The following is an 18,488-nucleotide window of genomic DNA, read 5'->3' as shown; positions in this document are numbered from 1 at the left end:
TGACTCGATCAGCTCGATGCAGCTGGCGTCGCGGGCGCGCAGGGCCGGGCTCGTCGTGACGCCGCGCCAGGTGTTCACGGAGCGGACCCCGGAGCGCCTTGCGACGGTCGTGGACGAGGCGGCCGCCGCGGACCGGGTCGTCACCGAGGACGTGGGTGTCGGCGAGGTGCCGTGGACGCCGGTGATGCGGGCGTTGGGGGAGCGGGCGGCGAGTCCGGGGTTCGCGCAGTGGGTGACGGTCGGCGCTCCGGCCGGGCTCGGCGTCGACGTGCTCACGGCCGGGCTGGCCGCCGTGCTCGACGCGCACGACATGCTGCGGGCCCGCACGGTCCCCGGCGAGCCGAAGCTGCTCGTCGGCGAACGGGGTGCGGTCGACGCGACGCGTCTGGTGACCCGCGTCGAGGGCACTCCGGATGACGTGGACGAGGTGGCGGCGCGGGCCGCCCAGGAGGCGGCGGGGCGTCTCGACCCGGCCTCCGGGGCGATGGTCCGAGCGGTCTGGGTGGACGCGGGCCCCGACCACACCGGTCGACTCGTCCTCGCGGCCCACCACTTGGTGGTCGACGGAGTCTCCTGGCGGATCCTCGTCCCGGACCTCCGGGCCGCGTGCGAGGCGGTCGCTGCGGGGCAGCCCCCCGCCCTCGACCCGGTCGGGACCTCCTTCCGCCGCTGGGCGGAACTCCTCACCGCCGAGGCGGCCGACGGGACGCGCACCGCGGAGCTGAACGACTGGACGGCCCTGCTCGGCGACCCGGAACCACCGCTCGGCCAGCGGGAGTTGGACCCGAAGGCCGACACCGCACAGACCCTGCGCCAGCAGACCTGGATCGTGCCACCGGCGCAGGCGGAACCCCTGCTCAACCGGACGACCACGGCGTTCCACTGCCGTGTCGACGACGTGCTGCTCGCCGCGCTCGCGGGCGCCGTCGCCCACTGGCGCGCCGATGGCGGCACGGGGGTCCTCGTCGACGTCGAGGGGCACGGGCGCGAACCGCTCGGGGACGCGGACCTGTCGCGCACCGTCGGCTGGTTCACCGGATCCCGCCCGGTGCGGATGGACGTCACCGGGATCGACCTGCCCCGGGTCCTTGCGGGGGACAGCGCCGCCGGAGCGCTGCTGAAGACGGTCAAGGAACAGCTGCGTTCGGTGCCCGGCGACGGGCTCGGCCACGCACTCCTGCGGCACCTCAACCCGCGGACGGGCCAGGTGCTGAGCGCGCGGCCCGCCCCGCAGATCGGCTTCAACTACATGGGCCGGTTCGCCACCGGCACGCACACCGGCCCCACCGGCCCTTGGGAGTCGGCCGGTGGCACCGCGATCGGCGGCTCCGTCGCCCCGGACCTGCCCCTGCCGCACGCGCTCGAAGCCAACGCGACCGTCCGCGACACCCCCGACGGACCCGAACTGGAGCTGCGGCTCAGCTGGCCGGACGCCGTCCTGACGGAGACCGGGGCCGCGCGGCTCGGCGGCGCCTGGGTGGACATGCTCGGCGGACTCGCCGCGCACTCCGCCGCACCCGGCGCGGGCGGACGCACCCCCGCCGACTTCCCGCTCCTCACGGCGGCGACACAGGAGGACGTCGAGCAACTGGAGGCGGCCGTACCGGCGTTGGAGGACATCTGGCCGCTGTCCCCGTTGCAGGAAGGCATGCTGTTCCACGCCTCGTACGACGAGGGAGGGCCCGACGTCTACCAGAGCCAGCGCATGCTGGCCCTCGAAGGGCCGCTCGACGCCGCCCGGCTGCGCGCCTCGTGGCAGGCGCTCGTCACGCGCCACGCGGCGCTGCGGGCGGGCTTCCACCGTCTGGCGTCGGGGGAGGCCGTGCAGGTCGTGGCGCGGGACGCGGAACTGCCCTGGCGCGAGGCCGACCTGTCGGGGCGCACGGAGGCCGAGGCGCTCACCGAGGCCGACCGGCTCGCCGCAAGCGAGCGGGCGGCGCGGATGGACGTGACGGCGGCGCCCCTGCTGCGACTGCTGCTCGTCAGGCTCGGCGAGCACCGGCACCGCCTCGTCGTCACCAGCCACCACATCGTGGCCGACGGCTGGTCGACACCCGTCATGTTCAACGAGGTCTCCGAGCTGTACGCGGCAGGGGGCGACGCCTCCGTGCTGAAGCGCGCGGCGTCGTACGGCGACTATCTGGCCTGGCTCGCCCGACAGGACAAGGAGGCGGCGCGGGCCGCCTGGCGCACGGAGCTGGCAGGGACCGACGAGTCGACGCTCGTGGCCCCCGCGGACCTGGCGGACCGGTCGCGGACGGTGTCCGAGGAGACCGCGCTGAGCCTCTCCGCGGCGACGACGTCAGCCCTGACCGAACTGGCCCGCCGCCAGGGCCTGACGGTGAACACGCTGGTGCAGGGCGCCTGGGCGCTGGTGCTCGCGCGCCTCGCCGGACGTACGGACGTGGTGTTCGGCGCCACCGTCGCGGGCAGGCCCGCCGATCTGCCGGGCGTGGAGTCGATGGTCGGCCTGTTCATCAACACCGTGCCGGTACGGGTACGGCTCGACGGCACGCAGCCCGTGGCCGACCTGCTCGCCGGGCTGCAGCGGCACCAGTCGGACCTCATGGCCCACCAGCACATCGGCCTGTCGGAGATCCAGGCCGCCGCGGGACCCGGCGCCGTCTTCGACACCATGCTGATGTTCGAGAACTACCCGAGGGACGCCGCCGCCCCCGCGGGCCACGGCGACGCGGACGGCATCGCGATGGCCCAGGTGAAGACGGCGGCAGGCACCCACTACCCGCTGGCCGTGAGCGTCGTCCCGGACGGCCGCCTCCAAGTCCGCGTGACCTACCGCCCCGACCTCTTCGATCTGCGAGAGGCCCGGCGCGTGGCGCAGTGGCTGGTGGGCGCCCTGGAGCGGATCGCGGCCGACCCGCGGACACCCGTCGGACGGATCGACTTCCTGGACACGGCCGAGCGGGCCCTCGTCGTCGAGCGCTGGAACGACACGGGCCGACCCGTCGCGGCGGGTTCGGTGGTCGAGGCGTTCGAGGAACGGGTGGCGCTGTCGCCGGGCGCGGTGGCCGTCGTCTCGGGCGAACAGGCCCTCTCGTACGAGGAGTTGGAGGCACGCGCCAATCGCCTTGCGCGCTACCTGACCGGCCTGGGTGTGCGCCGGGAGTCACGGGTGGGCCTGTGCCTGCCGCGGGGCGTGGACATGGTGGTGGCGGAACTGGCGGTGTGGAAGGCGGGCGGCGCGTTCGTCCCGCTGGACCCTGAGTACCCGGCGGACCGGCTCGCCTTCATGCTCGCCGACAGCGGCGCGCAGGTCGTCCTCGCCGTCGACGGCGCACTGACCGGGGTGCCGGTCGGCGCGGCGCGGATCGTGCTCCTCGACGACGCGGAGACCGCGCAGGCGATCACCGTCCGCTCCTCGGCCCGACCGGGCGAGCACGCCGGACCCGATCAACTCGCCTACGTCATCTACACATCGGGCTCCACAGGCCGCCCCAAGGGCGTGGCCGTGGCCCACGACGGCCTGGTCAACCTGGCGGAGGCCATGCGGCCCGTGCTGGGCGTGGCCGAGGACGTCGTGGCGCTGCAGTTCGCGTCGTTCAGCTTCGACGCGGCGGTACTGGACGTGGCGGTGACGCTGGCGGGCGGCGGGACACTGGCGATCGCGTCACCGGAGGAACGGGCCCAGCCGGCCGCGCTGGCCGCGATGATCCAGGACCTGGGAGTCGGCACGGCGAGCGTGGTGCCGTCGCTGCTGGGGGTGCTGGATCCGGCGGCGGTCGGCGGTGTCGAGAACTGGGTCCTGGGCGCCGAGCTGCTCACGGCTGACCTGGCCAGTCGCTGGACCGGTCAGGCGCGGGTGTGGAACACCTATGGGCCGACCGAGACGACGGTGATGGCCACGGCGGGCCCGGTGGACGCCGGGATCGCGTCGGGTTGCGAACCGCCGCCGATCGGGCGGCCGTTGGGGAACGTGCGGACGTACGTCCTGGATGGATTCCTGCGGCCGGTGCCACCCGGTGTGACGGGTGAGTTGTATGTCGCGGGTCATGGGGTGGCCCGGGGGTATGTGGGGCGGCCCGATCTGACGGCTGAGCGTTTCGTGGCGTGCCCCTTCGGTGGCGGCGGGCGGATGTACCGCACCGGGGATCTGGCCCGCTGGGCCTCGGACGGTCAACTCCTGTTCGCGGGGCGGGCGGACGAGCAGGTGAAGATCCGCGGCTACCGCATCGAGCCGGGCGAGGTGGAGGCGGTGCTGGCCGCGCATCCCGCTGTCCGTCAGGCCGCGGTGGTCGTGCGCGAGGACCGCCCCGGCGAGAAGCGCCTGGTCGGCTATGTGGTCGCGGACGACGCCGAGGGCATCGACGTACAGGCGATACGTGCGTACGCGGCGACGCGCCTGCCCGAGTTCATGGTCCCGGCGACGGTCCTGTCCCTGGACGCGCTGCCGCTCACGGTGAACGGGAAGCTCGACCGGGCCGCGCTGCCCGCGCCGGACTTCGCGGGGAAGACGGGCGTCCGCGAGCCCCGCACGCCCGCCGAGGAGACCCTGTGCGCCCTGTTCGCCGAGGTGTTGGGCCTTGAGCGGGTCGGCGTCGAGGACAGTTTCTTCGAGCTGGGCGGTGACTCGATCAGCTCGATGCAGCTGGCGTCGCGGGCGCGCAAGGCCGGGCTCGTCCTGACGCCGCGCCAGGTCTTCGAGGAGAAGACACCGGAACGGCTTGCAGCGGTCGTGGACGCGGCGAGCGCCACGGAGCAGGTCGTCACCGAGGACGTCGGCGTCGGCGAGGTGCCGTGGACACCGGCGATGCGGGCGTTGGGGGAGCGGGCGACAAGTCCGGGGTTCGCACAGTGGGTGACGGTCGGTGCTCCGGCCGGGCTCGGCGTCGACGTGCTCACGGCCGGGCTGGCCGCCGTGCTCGACGCGCACGACATGCTGCGGGCCCGCACGGCCCCCGGCGAGCCGAAGCTGCTCGTCGGCGAACGGGGTGCGGTCGATGCGGCCCACCTCGTGACCCGCGTCGAAGCCGCCCCCGGCGACGTGGACGAGGTCGCCGCGCGGGCCGCCAGGGAAGCGGTCGGGCGTCTCGACCCGGCCTCCGGCGTCATGGTCCAGGCGGTCTGGGTGGACGCAGGACCCGACCACACCGGCCAACTCGTCCTCGCCGCCCACCACTTGGTGGTCGACGGAGTCTCCTGGCGCGTCCTCGTCCCGGACCTCCGGGCCGCGTGCGAGGCGGTCGCCGTGGGGCAGACCCCGGCCCTCGACCCGGTCGGGACCTCCTTCCGCCGCTGGGCGGAACTCCTCACTGCCGAGGCGGCCGACGAGACCCGCACCGCGGAGCTGAACGACTGGGAGATGCTCCTCGGGACGCCTCAACGCCCCCTTGCGCGCCGCGAGTTGAACCCTTCGGTCGACACCGCGCAGACCATGCGCCGCCGTTCATGGACGGTCCCGCCGGAGCACGCGGCCGCGCTCGTGGGCCCGACCCCGGCCGCGTACCACTGCGGCGTCGACGACGTGCTCCTGGCGACCCTGGCGGGCGCGGTCGCGCACTGGCGGCGGGACGGCGGTGGCACGGCCGTCCTGGTGGACGTCGAGGGGCACGGCCGTGAGCCGCTCGGGGACGTGGATCTGTCGCGGACGGTCGGCTGGTTCACCGGCGGGCATCCGGTGCGGCTCGACGTGGCAGGGGTCGACCTGCCGGAGGCGCTGGCGGGCGGTGCGGCCGCCGGTGCGCTGGTGAAGGCGGTCAAGGAGCAGGCGCGCGCCGTGCCCGGGGACGGACTCGGTTACGAACTCCTGCGGCACCTCAACCCGGAGACGGGCCCGGTGCTGAGTGCGCGGCCCGCTCCGGAGATCGGCTTCAACTATCTGGGCCGGTTCGCCGCGGGAACGCGTGCCGGTCGGCCAGGGCCCTGGCAGCTGACCGGGGAGAGCGCGATCGGCGGCTCGGTCGATCCGGACATGCCCGCCGCGCACGCGCTGGACGTCGGCGCGGTCGTCAGGGACACCCCGGACGGGCCCGAGCTGGAGCTCACCCTGAGCTGGCCAGGGCGGCTGGTGGACGCGGCCGATGCCGAGCGGCTCGGTGCCGCCTGGCTGGGGATGCTGGCCGGTCTCGCCGCGCACACCGCCGACCCCGGCGCGGGCGGCAGGACCCCCTCCGACTTCCCGCTCCTCGGCGTACTGACCCAGGCGGGCGTTGATGAACTGGAGGCGGCCGTACCGGCGTTGGAGGACATCTGGCCGCTGTCCCCGCTGCAGGAAGGCATGCTGTTCCACGCCACCTTCGACGAGGTGAGCCCGGACCTCTACGAGAGCCAGCGCATGCTCGCCCTGGACGGTCCGCTCGACACGCAACGGCTGCGCGCCGCGTGTGAGGCGCTGCTGCGCAGGCATCCGATCCTGCGGGCGGGCTTCCACCGTGTCGCGTCGGGGGAGGCCGTGCAGGTCGTGGCGCGGGACGTGGCGCTGCCCTGGCGCGAGGCCGATCTGTCCGGGTGCCCGGAGGCCGAGGCGCTCGCCGAACTCGACCGGCTCGCCGAGCGCGAACGGGCGGACAGGATCGACGTGACGGCGGCGCCCCTGCTGCGGCTGCTGCTCGTCAGGCTCGGCGGGAACCGGCACCGGCTCGTCCTCACCAGCCACCACATCATCATGGACGGCTGGTCCCTGCCGATCCTGATCGGCGACCTGTCCGCGGCCTACGAGGCGCACGGCACCGACCGCGCTCTGCCGCCCGCCGCCTCCTACGGCGAGTACCTGGCCTGGCTGAACCGCCAGGACGGCGACGCGGCACGCGCCGCGTGGCGGGCCGAACTCGCCGGACTCGACGAGCCGACGCTCGTGGCGCCCGCCGCATCGGCCGGTGCGCCCGTGATGCCCGAGCGGATCCGCTTCGAGGTGCCCGCCGAACTGTCGCGCGGCCTCGCCGAGTTGGCCCGCGCCCGCGGGCTGACGCTGAACACGGTGGTGCAGGGCGCGTGGGCGCTGCTCGTCGCGCGGCTCGTGGGGCGTACGGACGTGGTGTTCGGCGCCACCGTGGCCGGCCGGCCCACGGATCTGCCCGGCGCGGACACGGCGATCGGCCTGTTCATCAACACCCTGCCGGTGCGGGTCGACCTCGCCGCGGGGCAGCCGGTCGCCGACCTGCTCACCGCGCTGCAGGAGCGGCAGGTCGGGCTCCTCGGCCACCAGCACGTGGGACTCGCCGAGATTCATCAACTCGCCGGACCCGGCGCCGTGTTCGACACGCTCGTGGTCTACGAGAACTACCCCCTCCCGCCCGAGGGTTCACCGGACCCCGACGCCCTGTCCGTCCGCCCGGTCGGCGCCCCGCGCGACATGGGCCACTATCCGCTGACCCTCGTCGTGTCGCCGGGGGAGCGGATGCGCGGCGACTTCGTCTTCCGGCCGGACGTGTTCGAGCGGGCAGGGGCCGAGGAGATGGTCGCCTCGCTCATCCGGATACTCCGGCGGATCGTCGCCGACCCGGCGGCTCCCGTCGGCCGGATCGACATGCTGGACCGGGCCGCGCACGACCTCGTCGTACGGGAATGGAACCGCACGCAGGCCGCGGTCGCCGCCGCGCCGCTGCCCGGCCTGTTCGCGGCCCAGGCGGCGCGGACGCCGCACGCGGTGGCCGTGAGCGACGGTGAACAGGACCTGTCGTACGAGGAGTTGGCGGACCGGGCCGCCCGCCTCGCACGGCATCTGATCGCTGCCGGAGTGCGGCCCGAACGCCGGGTGGCGGTGGTCCTCGAACGGTCCGCGCAGCTCGTGGTCGCGCTGCTCGCGGTGTCGACGGCGGGCGGGGTGTTCGTCCCGGTGGACCCGGCGTACCCCGCAGAGCGCGTCGCGTACGTCATCGCCGACGCCGGACCGGCGGTCCTCGTGTGCACCGAGGCGACACGGAGCGCGGTGCCCGAAGGGTTCGGGGGAGATGTCGTGGTCCTCGACGACCTCGTGACGGTCAGTCAGATTGCCGGTCGCGCGCACGGGCCGGTCGGGGACGGGGAACGGCTCGCACCGCTCGCCGCCGCCCACGCGGCGTACGTGATCTACACCTCCGGCTCGACGGGCCGCCCCAAGGGTGTCGTGGTGACCCACGCGGGCCTCGCCAACCTGGCACGGGCGCAGATCGAACGGTTCCGGGTGGCGGAGGAGTCGCGGGTGCTGCAGTTCGCGTCGCCGAGCTTCGACGCCGCGGTCTCCGAACTGTGCATGGCGCTGCTCTCCGGCGGCTCCGTGGTCGTCGCGCCGCCCGACGCGCTGCCTCCCCGGGTGTCCCTCGGCGAGGCCCTGCGCCGGACGCGGGCGACCCATGTCACCGTGCCGCCGAGCGTTCTCGCCGCGGAGGACGAACTGCCGGGCGGGCTGCGGACGTTGGTGGTGGCGGGCGAGGCGTGCCCCGCGGGCCTGGTCGACCGGTGGTCCGCGGACCGGCGCATGGTCAACGCGTACGGCCCGACGGAGACGACGGTCTGCGCCGCGATGAGCGCGCCCCTGACCCCTGGCCGGTCCGACGTGCCCATCGGCGGCCCGATGGCGAACGTACGGACGTTCGTCCTCGACGACTTCCTGCTGCCCGTGCCCGCCGGGGTCCCCGGCGAGCTGTACGTGGCGGGGGCCGGGCTCGCCCGCGGCTATCTGGGCCGCGCGGGCCTGTCCGCCGGACGGTTCGTGGCCTGCCCGTTCGGGACGGCCGAGCGGATGTACCGGACCGGCGACGTGGTGCGGTGGACCGACGACGGCGAACTCGTCTTCGCCGGGCGCGCGGACGACCAGATCAAGGTCCGGGGCTACCGGATCGAACCGGGCGAGATCGAAGCGGTCGTCACCGGGCACCCGGCGGTCACCCATGCCACGGTCGTGGCGCGGGAGGACCGCCCCGGTGAGAAGCGTCTTGTCGCGTACGTCGTCGCGGAGGCGTCGCGGAGTGCCGCGACGGAACCGGCGGACGCCCCTCCCGGCACCCGGGCGGACGCCCCCGCCGACGAACTGCCCGCCCTCCTCCGCACGTTCATCGCCGACCGGCTGCCGGAGCACATGGTCCCGGCGGCCGTGGTGATCCTCGACCGGCTGCCGCTCACCCCGCACGGGAAGGTGGACCGGGCCGCCCTGCCCGCGCCCGACTTCGCGGGGAAGGCCGGTGGCAGGGCGCCGCGCACCGAGCGTGAGGCCCTCGTGTGCGAGCTGTTCGCGGAGGTGCTGGGGCTGGCACGGGTCGGCGTCGACGACAGCTTCTTCGAGCTGGGCGGCGACTCGATCATGTCGATGCAGCTGGCGTCGCGGGCCCGCAGGGCCGGACTGCTGCTCACCTCGCGCCAGGTCTTCGAGGAGAAGACGCCGGAGCGCATCGCGACCGTGCTGGAACTCGCGGGTGAGCAGGAAGGGCCCGAGGACATCGGTGTGGGCGAGGTGCCGTGGACGCCGGTGATGCGGGCGTTCGGCGAGCGCGCCGCGCGGCCCGGCTTCGCACAGTGGGTGACGCTGGGCGCCCCGGCCGGTCTCGGCGTCGATGTGCTCACGGCCGGTCTGGCCGCCCTCCTCGACACGCACGACATGCTGCGGGCCAAGGCGGTGCCCGGGGAGTGGAAGCTGCTCGTCGGCGAGCGCGGGTCGGTGGCCGCGGCGGGGCTCGTGACCCGCGTCGCCGCCGCGCCCGGCGAGCTGGACGAGGTCGCCGCGCGGGCCGCCGAGGAGGCCGCGGGGAGGCTCGACCCGGCGGCCGGTGAGATGGTCGGGGCGGTGTGGGTGGACGCCGGGCCGGACGTCGTCGGCAGGCTCGTCCTCGTGGTGCACCACCTGGTCGTCGACGGGGTGTCCTGGCGGATCCTGGCCCCCGATCTGCAAGCGGCCTGCGAGGCGGTGGCCGCGGGGCGCGAGCCCGTACTCGACCCGGCCGGCACGTCCTTCCGCCGCTGGGCGGAGATCCTCACCGCGCAGGCCACCGGCGAGGAGCGGGCCGCGGAACTCGACGACTGGAGGAAGCTCCTCGGCGCGCCCGAACCACCCTTGGGGAAGCGGGAGTTGGACCCCGCCGTGGACATCGCGAGCACCCTGCTCCACCAGTCGTGGACGGTGCCGCCGGAGCAGGCCGCCACCCTGGTGGGCCGGACCCCGGCCGCGTACCACTGCGGTGTGCACGAGGTGCTGCTCGCCGCCCTCGCGGGCGCCGTCGCGCACTGGCGGCCCGACGGCGGCACCGAGGTGCTCGTGGACATCGAGGGGCACGGCCGCGAGCCGCTCGAAGAGGCCGAACTGTCGCGCACCGTGGGCTGGTTCACCAGCGTGCGACCGGTCCGTCTCGACGTGACCGGCGCCGACCTGGACAGCGCTATGGCAGGCGGCAGCGCTGCGGGTACGTTGGTGAAAGCCGTGAAGGAGCAGGTCCGGTCGGTGCCCGGCGACGGGCTCGGCCACGAACTCCTTCGCCATCTCAACTCCCGTACGGGGCCGGTCCTGGAGGCCTGCCCGGCCCCGCAGATCGGCTTCAACTACCTCGGACGTTTCACCACCGGTGCGCGTACGGGCCCCGCCGGGCCCTGGCAGCCGGCCGGCGGGACGGCCGTCGGCGGCTCGGCCGCCCCCGACATGCCCGTGACCCACGCCGTGGCGGCGGGCGCGGTGGTCAGGGACACCCCGGAAGGGCCCGCGCTCGACATCACCCTGAGCTGGCCCGGACAGCTGTTGGAGGAGGCCGCGGCCGAACGTCTCGGCCGCGCCTGGCTGGCGGTGCTCGCCGGTCTCGCCGCCCACACCGCCGACCCCGGCGCGGGCGGACACACCCCCTCCGACTTCCCCCTGCTCGACCTCGCACAGAACCAGATCGAGGAACTCGAAGCGGCACTCGCCGAGGGAAACCGTTCCCGATAGGCATCAACCGTAATGAGGAGAAGGAGCGATGACCCGATCCCTTGTCGAGGATGTGTGGCCGCTGTCGCCGCTGCAGGAGGGGCTGCTGTTCCACGCCGGCCTCGCCGACCAGGGGCCCGACGTCTACACCGTGCAGTCCGCCCTGGACATCGAAGGCCCCCTCGACGCGGCCAGGCTGCGCGCGTCCTGGCAGGCGCTCGTGGCCCGGCACGCGGCGCTGCGGGCCTGCTTCCGCGCGGTGAGCGGCGCCCAGATGGTGCAGGTCGTGGTGCGTGACGTGACCCTGCCCTGGAGCGAGGCGGACGTCTCGGGCCTGGCCGACACCGAGGCGCGCGCCGAGGTCCGGCGGCTCGCCGAGGGCGAGCTCGCGCAGCGCTTCGACCTGTCGGTGGCGCCCCTGCTGCGGCTGCTCCTCGTCCGGCTCGGCGCCGACCGGCACCGGCTGATCATGACGCTGCACCACATCCTGATGGACGGCTGGTCGATGCCGGTCCTGCTCGGTGAACTCTCCGCCGTGTACGGGGCGGGGGGCGACGCCTCCGGGCTCGGGCGGGCCGCGTCGTACGGGGACTACGTCGCATGGGTCGGCCGGCAGGACAAGGAGGCGGCGCGCGCGGCCTGGCGCACGGAGCTGGCGGGGACCGACGAACCGACGCTCGTGGTGCCCGCCGACCCGACCCGGATCCCGGAGTTCCCCGAGCACGTCATCGCCGACCTGCCCGAGGACGTCTCGCGCGGCGTGACCGCGCTGGCGCGTAGCAAGGGCCTGACGGCCAACACCGTCATCCAGGGCGCCTGGGCGCTCGTCCTCGCGCGCCTCGCGGGCCGCACCGATGTCGTCTTCGGCAGCACGACGGCCGGACGCCCCGCCGAACTGCCCGGCGTGGAATCCATGGTGGGCCTGCTCATCAACACCCTCCCGGTGCGCGTGCGGCTCGACGGCGCACAGTCCGTGGCGGACCTGCTGACCGGGCTCCAGGAACGGCAGACCGCGCTCATCGGCCACCAGCACGTCGGCATCCTGGAGATCCAGCAGCTCGCGGGCCCCGGCGCGGTCTTCGACACCCTGGTCCTCTACGAGAGCTTCCCGCACCCGCCGGGCGGTGCCCCCGGCGCCGATGCGCTCACCATGCGGCCGTCCGGCATGTCCCGGGACGCCTCGCACTACCCGCTCACCCTCGTCGTCACCCCGGGCGAACGGATGCGCTGCAAACTCGACTACCGGCCCGACCTGTTCGACCGCGCCACCGCGCAGGCGATCTTCGACCGGGTGGTGCGGGTCCTGCGGCGGATGGTCGCGGACCCGACGGCCCGGGTGAGCGACATCGACGTACTGACGGCGGACGAACGCGCCACGATCCTCGGCACCTGGAACGACACCACCAGGGCCGTGCCGCCCGGCACCTGGGTGGACGCCTTCGACGAGCGGGCCCGCTGGTCGCCGGACGCGGCCGCCGTGCGGTGCGGATCCGAGGCCCTGTCGTACGGCGAACTCGACCACCGCGCCAACCAGTTGGCCCACCATCTGACGGGCATCGGGGTGCGCCGCGAGACCCGGGTCGGCCTGTGCCTGCCGCGCGGGACCGGCATGGTGGTGGCGCTGCTCGCCGTGTGGAAGGCCGGGGGAGCGTTCGTCCCGCTGGACCCCGGCCACCCCGCGGACCGGCTCGGCCACATGATCGGCGACAGCGGTGCCACGGTCGTCCTCGGGACCAAGGAGACCCTCGACGGCGTGCCCACGGGCCCGGCCCGCACGGTGCTGCTCGACGAGGCGGAGCAGACGATCGCGGCCGCACCGGACGGACCGCCGACCGTCCTGACCGAGCCCGACCAACTGGCGTACGTGATCTACACATCGGGGTCGACGGGACGCCCCAAGGGCGTGGCGGTCCCGCACCGCGGCGTGCTGAACCTCGCCGACGCCATGCGGCCCGTCCTCGCCATGGCCGAAGGCGTCACGGCCCTGCAGTTCGCGTCGTTCAGCTTCGACGCGGCCGTCCTCGACGTCGCCACCACCCTCGCCGCGGGCGGCACCCTCGCCATCGCCACCGAGGACGAGCGCACCGACCCCGCGGCCCTGGCCCGCATGATCGAATCGGCCGGGGTGAGCACCGCGAGCGTCGTGCCCTCGCTGCTCGGCCTGCTCGACCCGGCCGACGTGCCGGGCGTACGCAACTGGGTGCTCGGCGCGGAACGCCTCACCGCCGACCTGGCGGGCCGCTGGACGGGCCGGGCCCGCGTCTGCAACACCTACGGGCCCACCGAAGCCACCGTCATCGCCACCGCCGTCCCGCTCGCCGAGAGCAACCACCCGACGGACCAGGCCCCCTCCATCGGCAGGCCCCTCGCCAACACCCGGATCTACGTCCTGGACGGATTCCTCAAGCCGGTGCCCGCCGGGGCCACCGGAGAGGTCTACGTGGCGGGCGAAGGCGTGGCCCGCGGCTACACCGGACGGCCCGGCATGACCGCCGAACGCTTCGTGGCCTGCCCCTTCGCCGACGGCACCCGCATGTACCGGTCGGGCGACCTCGCCCGCTGGACGCCCGATGGGGAGCTGCTGTTCGCGGGCCGCGCGGACACCCAGGTCAAGATCCGCGGCCACCGCATCGAGCCCGGCGAGGTCGAGGCCGTCCTCACCGCCCACCCGTCGGTCGCCCAGGCCGCGGTCGTGGCCAGGGAGGACCGCCCCGGCGACAAACGCCTCACCGCCTACGTCGTCCCCGACGAACGCAACGGCGAGAAGGCCGACCTGCGGCAGATCCGCGAGCACGCCGCCGCGCGCCTGCCCGACTACATGGTGCCCGCGGCCGTCACCGTCCTCGACGCGCTGCCCCTCACCCGCAACGGCAAGGTGGACCACCGTGCCCTGCCCGTACCGGACTTCGCCGAGCGGGTCTCCGACCGGGCGCCGCAGGGCGAGACCGAGGCGACCCTGTGCACGCTGTTCGCCGAGATCCTCGGCCTCGAACGCGTCGGCGTCGACGACAACTTCTTCGACCTGGGCGGCGACTCCGGTCTCGCCATGCGCCTCGTCGCCCGCGTCCGCGAGGAGTTCGGCGTCGAACTGAGCATGCGGCGGCTCTTCGGCGAGTCCACACCGATGGGCGTGGCCCGGATGCTGACCGCCAAGGCACGTCCCGTCCTCCAGCCGGTCGACGAGCGATCCGACGAAGTGCCCGTGTCCGCCGGGCAGTTGCGCACCTGGCTGATGGACCGTCTCAACGGCGACACCGCGGCCCACCAGACCTCCGTCGCGCTGCGGCTGCGCGGCGACCTCGACCGGGACGCGCTGCGGGCGGCCCTCGCGGACGTCGCCGCCCGGCACGACATCCTGCGCACCACCTTCGGCGGCGCCCGCAGCGACGACCTGCACCAGCACGTCCTGGCACCCGAAGCCGCCCGCCCCGAACCGACCGAGCAGGCGGTGGCCGACGGTGACCTGGCGGAGCTGCTCGCCGCCCGCGCGGGCCACGCCTTCGACCTGTCCCGCGAACTCCCCTGGACCCAGCACCTGTTCACGCTCTCGCAGACCGAGCACGTGCTGCTGCTCGTCGTGCACCGGATCGCCGCCGACGACCTGTCCCTCGACGTCCTCGTACGCGACCTGGGGGCCGCCTACGGCGCACGCCGCGAAGGACGCGTCCCGCAACGGGCGCCGCTGCCCCTGCAGTTCACCGACTACGCCCTGTGGGAACGCGAACTCCTCAAGGGCGAGCAGGAACCCGAGAGCCTGATCGGCGAAGAACTCGCCTACTGGCAGAACGCCCTGGCGGACACGGCCCCGGAGATCGAGCTTCCGGCCGACCGCGAGCGGCCCGCCCTCGCCTCCCACCGCGCGGACTCCGTACCGCTGCGCGTGGCCGCCGACACCCACCTGCGGCTGACCGAGGCCGCCGAACCCGGCGGCGCCCCCACCTTCGCGGTGCTGCACGCCGCCCTCGCGCTGCTGCTCACCCGGCTCGGCGCGGGCGACGACATCCTGCTCGGCACCACGCTGCCGCGCCGGGACAGCGAAGGGGACCTGGAAGGCGTGGTCGGCCCGTTCGCCGGACCGCTCGTCCTGCGTACGGACACCTCCGGCAACCCCACCTTCCTGGAACTGCTCGACCGGGTGACCGAGGTCGGCCGCGAGGCCCGACGGCACGAAGAGGTGCCCTTCGCCCGCCTGGTGGACGCCCTCGCACCGCCCCCGTCCGCGGCCCGCCACCCCGTGTTCCAGGTCGTGCTCGACGTGCACGACGACGGCACCGAGGAATGGGACCCCTCCGAACTGCCCGGCCTGCACACCACCCGCATCGACACCGGAGCCGCCGCCACCGAACTCGACCTGACGTTCAGCCTCACCGAACGGCACCGGCCCGACGGCACCCCGGACGGCATCGAAGGACGGCTGCGCTACGCCACCGAACTCTTCGACAGGGCGACCGCCACCGCGCTCGCCCAGCGCTTGGTGCGCGTACTGGAACAGGTGGCCGCCACCCCCGACGCGCGCATCGGCGACATCGACGTGCTCCTCGGCGACGACGAACTGCGCCTGCTGACCGGGGCGGACACCGGCACGGCGGCGCGCCTGCCCGAGCGCACCGTGGTCGAGCTGATCGCCGAACGGGCCCGCCGCACACCCGACGCCGTCGCCGTCGCCGACCGTGACATCGCCCTCACCTACGCCGAACTGGCCGCGGCGGCAGGCACGTTCGCCCGCCGCCTCACCGCCGTCGGCGCCGGGACCGAGGACATCGTGATCGTCGCGCTGCCGCCCACCACCGGGCTCGCGGCCGCACTGCTCGGCGTGCTCGACGCCGGTGCCGCCTGCCTGTTCACCTCGCCCGAGCGGCCCCTGGACGACGTCGTGGACCTCGTGCGCGCCGGCCGGGCCACCGCGCTGATCTGCCCGGCGGCCACCGCGGCCCGACTGCCCGACGACGCGGGCCTCCCGGTGCTGCGAGCCGACGCCCCCGCGCCCACCGGAACGGCAGGCGGGGTCCTGGGCTCCGGCAGGCCGCCCCGGCCGGGCCACGCGGCGCTCCTGCTGCCGGCCACGGCGCCGACCGGTGCCGCGGCGCGCGCGGTCATCGAGCACCGGGCCCTGGCCGGCCACGCGACGCACCGCACCCCGGCCGCCGCGGCCGGGGACGAGGTGACGCTGGACGACCGCGCCCCCGCCGCCGCGCTCGCGACACCCCTGCTCGCGGCCCTCTGCGCGGGCGGCACGATACGGCTCGCCACCGGCCAGGACACCGCCCCGGTGAACGGCCACGGCCCGGCGGAGACCACCGGCCCCTGGCTCGACCGCCGCACCCCGGACGGCGAACCCGCACAGGGCGCACCCGTCTCCGGCACACCGATCCACACCACCCGCGCGTTCGTCCTCGACGACTTCCTGCGCCCGGTCCCGCCGGGCGTGGTCGGCGACCTGTACCTCGCCGGAGCCACGCTGGCCCGCGGATACGCGGAAGGGCCCGCACCGACCGGGGAGCGGTTCGTCGCCTGCCCGTTCGGGACCGGCGGGGAACGGATGCTCCGCACCGGCGAGCGCGCCAAGCGCACCGCGAGCGGCCTGCTCACCCTGCGGGACAAGGACCGGGACCGCGACAGGAAGGGAACCGGCGGACCGCGCCGCACCGGCGGCGGCCACGGCGACCTCGCGGTGCTGCTGCCGCTGCGCGCGGAAGGCGGCCGCCCCCCGCTGTTCTGCGTGCACCCCGCCATGGGACTCAGCTGGAGCTACGCCAACCTGCTGCGGCACCTCCCGCAGGACCAGCCCGTCTACGGCCTGCAGGCCCGCGGGCTCGGGGCGCCCGAGCCGATGCCGCAGAGCGTCGACGACATGGTGGTGGACTACCTGGAACAGATCAGGGCCGTCCAGCCCACCGGCCCGTACCACCTGCTCGGCTCGTCCCTCGGCGGCCTGATCGCCCAGGCCCTCGCCGCCCGCATCGAGGAACAGGGCGACGAAGTGGCGCTCCTCGCCGTCCTCGACGCCTACCCCGGCGACGTCGGCAGGGTCGTCCACTCCGACGGCGAGCCCCCGCAGGGCGGCACGGAAGCGGCGGCCGACACCACGACCGGCCGCGCCGCACCGGGCGGACAGGAGGACCCCGACCGGGAGATGCCGGGCGACATCGACGCGGTCCGCATGGGCGTCAGCGACGAACTCCTGGCCAAGATGAAGAAGGTGATCCGCAACGCGGCGGCCTTCGCACCGGAGCACACACCGCCCCGCTACGGCGGCGACATGCTCCTCTTCGTCGCCACCGGGGACCGCCCCGCCGAGCTTCCGGTGGACGGCGCCGCCGCCACCTGGCAGCCCTACGTCGCGGGCGCCATCGAGACGCACGAGGTCGACGCGGGCCACTACGAGCTGTTCAAGGCCGACGCCGCCGCGCACATCGGGCGCGTCGTCGCACAGAAGCTCCGCGCGGCCGCAGAGGCCTGAACCAGGGGGGAAGTGAGCCGAGCATGCCCAAACCGACCGACATACCCGTGCACGAACAGCGCGACGGGACCGACCCCGTACCCGAACTCGCCCTGATGAGCAGGGACACCCCGCTCGTCGAACTCGACGTCCCCGGCACCTCCGAGCGCACCTGGCTCGCCCTCGGCTACGACGAGGTGCGAACGGTCCTCGGCGACGCGGACCGGTTCAGCACCCTGCCGCCCGCCGACAACGCGGCCGACTCCCGGCGGCTCGTCCAGGAGGGCAACCTGCTCCAGTACGACCCGCCCGAGCACACCCGGCTGCGCAAGATGCAGACACCGGAGTTCACCCACCGGCGGATGCGCAGGCTGGAACCGATGATCGAGGAGATCGTGGCGGACCACCTGGACGCCCTGGAACGGGCCGGGCAACCCGCCGACCTCATCAGGCACTTCGCCGCACCCATCCCCAGCCTGGTCGGCTGCCTCCTCTTCGACATCCCGCGCGACGACCACACCGAACTCGCCCGCAACCTCGACATCAGCCGCACCGACGTCCGCAGCAGGGAACAGCGCATGGCGGCGGGCAAGGCCTACATGGCGTACATGACCAAGTTCACCGCGCGCAAGCGCCGCCGACCCGGCGACGACCTGCTCAGCGCGCTGATCCGCGAACACGGCACGGACATGACCGACGAGGAGCTGACCGGCACCGTCGCGACGCTCCTCGCCCCCTCCGTCCTCAACGTCGGCGGCACCCTCGGCCTCGGGATCCTCGCGCTGCTGCGCCACCCCGACCAGCTGGCGCTGCTGCTGGCCCGCCCCGACCTCATCGACGGGGCGGTGGAGGAACTGCTGCGGTACGCGACGGTCGTCGCCACCGCGTCGCCGCGCACCGCCCTGGAGGACGTACCGCTCGCCGGACAGCTGATCAAGGCCGGTGACACCGTGCTCTGTTCGCTGTTCGCGGCCAACCGCGCCCAGTGCCCGGGAGCCACGCCCGACGACCTCGACATCACCCGCGAGGACACCAACCACATGGCCTTCGGGCACGGCATCCACCACTGCCTCGGTGCCCCGCTGGCCAGGATGACGCTGCGGATCGCCCTTCCGGCGCTGCTGCGCCGCTTCCCCGGACTGCGCCTCGCCGTGCCGCCCGAGGACCTCAGGTACAAGGCGCCGACGGGCATCTACGGCGTCGAGACGCTGCCCGTGGCCTGGTAGG

General features: G+C 74.4%; 3 protein-coding genes. All 3 read left to right on the top strand.

Features of this window, described 5'->3' with window-relative positions; genetic code table 11:
* Positions 1-16 precede the first annotated feature (16 nt).
* From ACFWZ2_RS39360 to ACFWZ2_RS39350, 3 genes are read left to right on the top strand one after another with little or no spacing between them, the layout of a single operon-like run.
* Complete coding sequence (locus ACFWZ2_RS39360) at positions 17-10,843, top strand: amino acid adenylation domain-containing protein (RefSeq protein ID WP_384554248.1); 10,827 nt, start codon at positions 17-19, stop codon at positions 10,841-10,843.
* 28 nt (positions 10,844-10,871) lie between these two features.
* A complete protein-coding gene (locus ACFWZ2_RS39355) occupies positions 10,872-17,282 on the top strand; it encodes an amino acid adenylation domain-containing protein (protein ID WP_384554246.1) in 6,411 nt (2,136 codons plus the stop codon).
* 23 nt (positions 17,283-17,305) lie between these two features.
* Positions 17,306-18,487, top strand: a complete 1,182-nt coding sequence (locus tag ACFWZ2_RS39350; protein WP_384554244.1) for a cytochrome P450 — start codon at positions 17,306-17,308, stop codon at positions 18,485-18,487.
* The last annotated feature ends 1 nt before the right edge of the window (position 18,488 follow it).

The organism is Streptomyces sp. NPDC059002, from assembly GCF_042740435.1.
Lineage (GTDB): Bacteria > Actinomycetota > Actinomycetes > Streptomycetales > Streptomycetaceae > Streptomyces.
Note: the sequence above shows the minus strand (reverse complement) of the source record. Positions and strands in the feature narration are given on the sequence as shown.

Excerpts from the sequence above, each read along its gene's own strand:
- ACFWZ2_RS39360 (WP_384554248.1), top strand. The coding sequence starts at position 17 with ATGCAGCTGGCGTCGCGGGCGCGCAGGGCCGGGCTCGTCGTGACGCCG.
- ACFWZ2_RS39350 (WP_384554244.1), top strand. The coding sequence starts at position 17,306 with ATGCCCAAACCGACCGACATACCCGTGCACGAACAGCGCGACGGGACC.
- ACFWZ2_RS39355 (WP_384554246.1), top strand. The coding sequence starts at position 10,872 with ATGACCCGATCCCTTGTCGAGGATGTGTGGCCGCTGTCGCCGCTGCAG.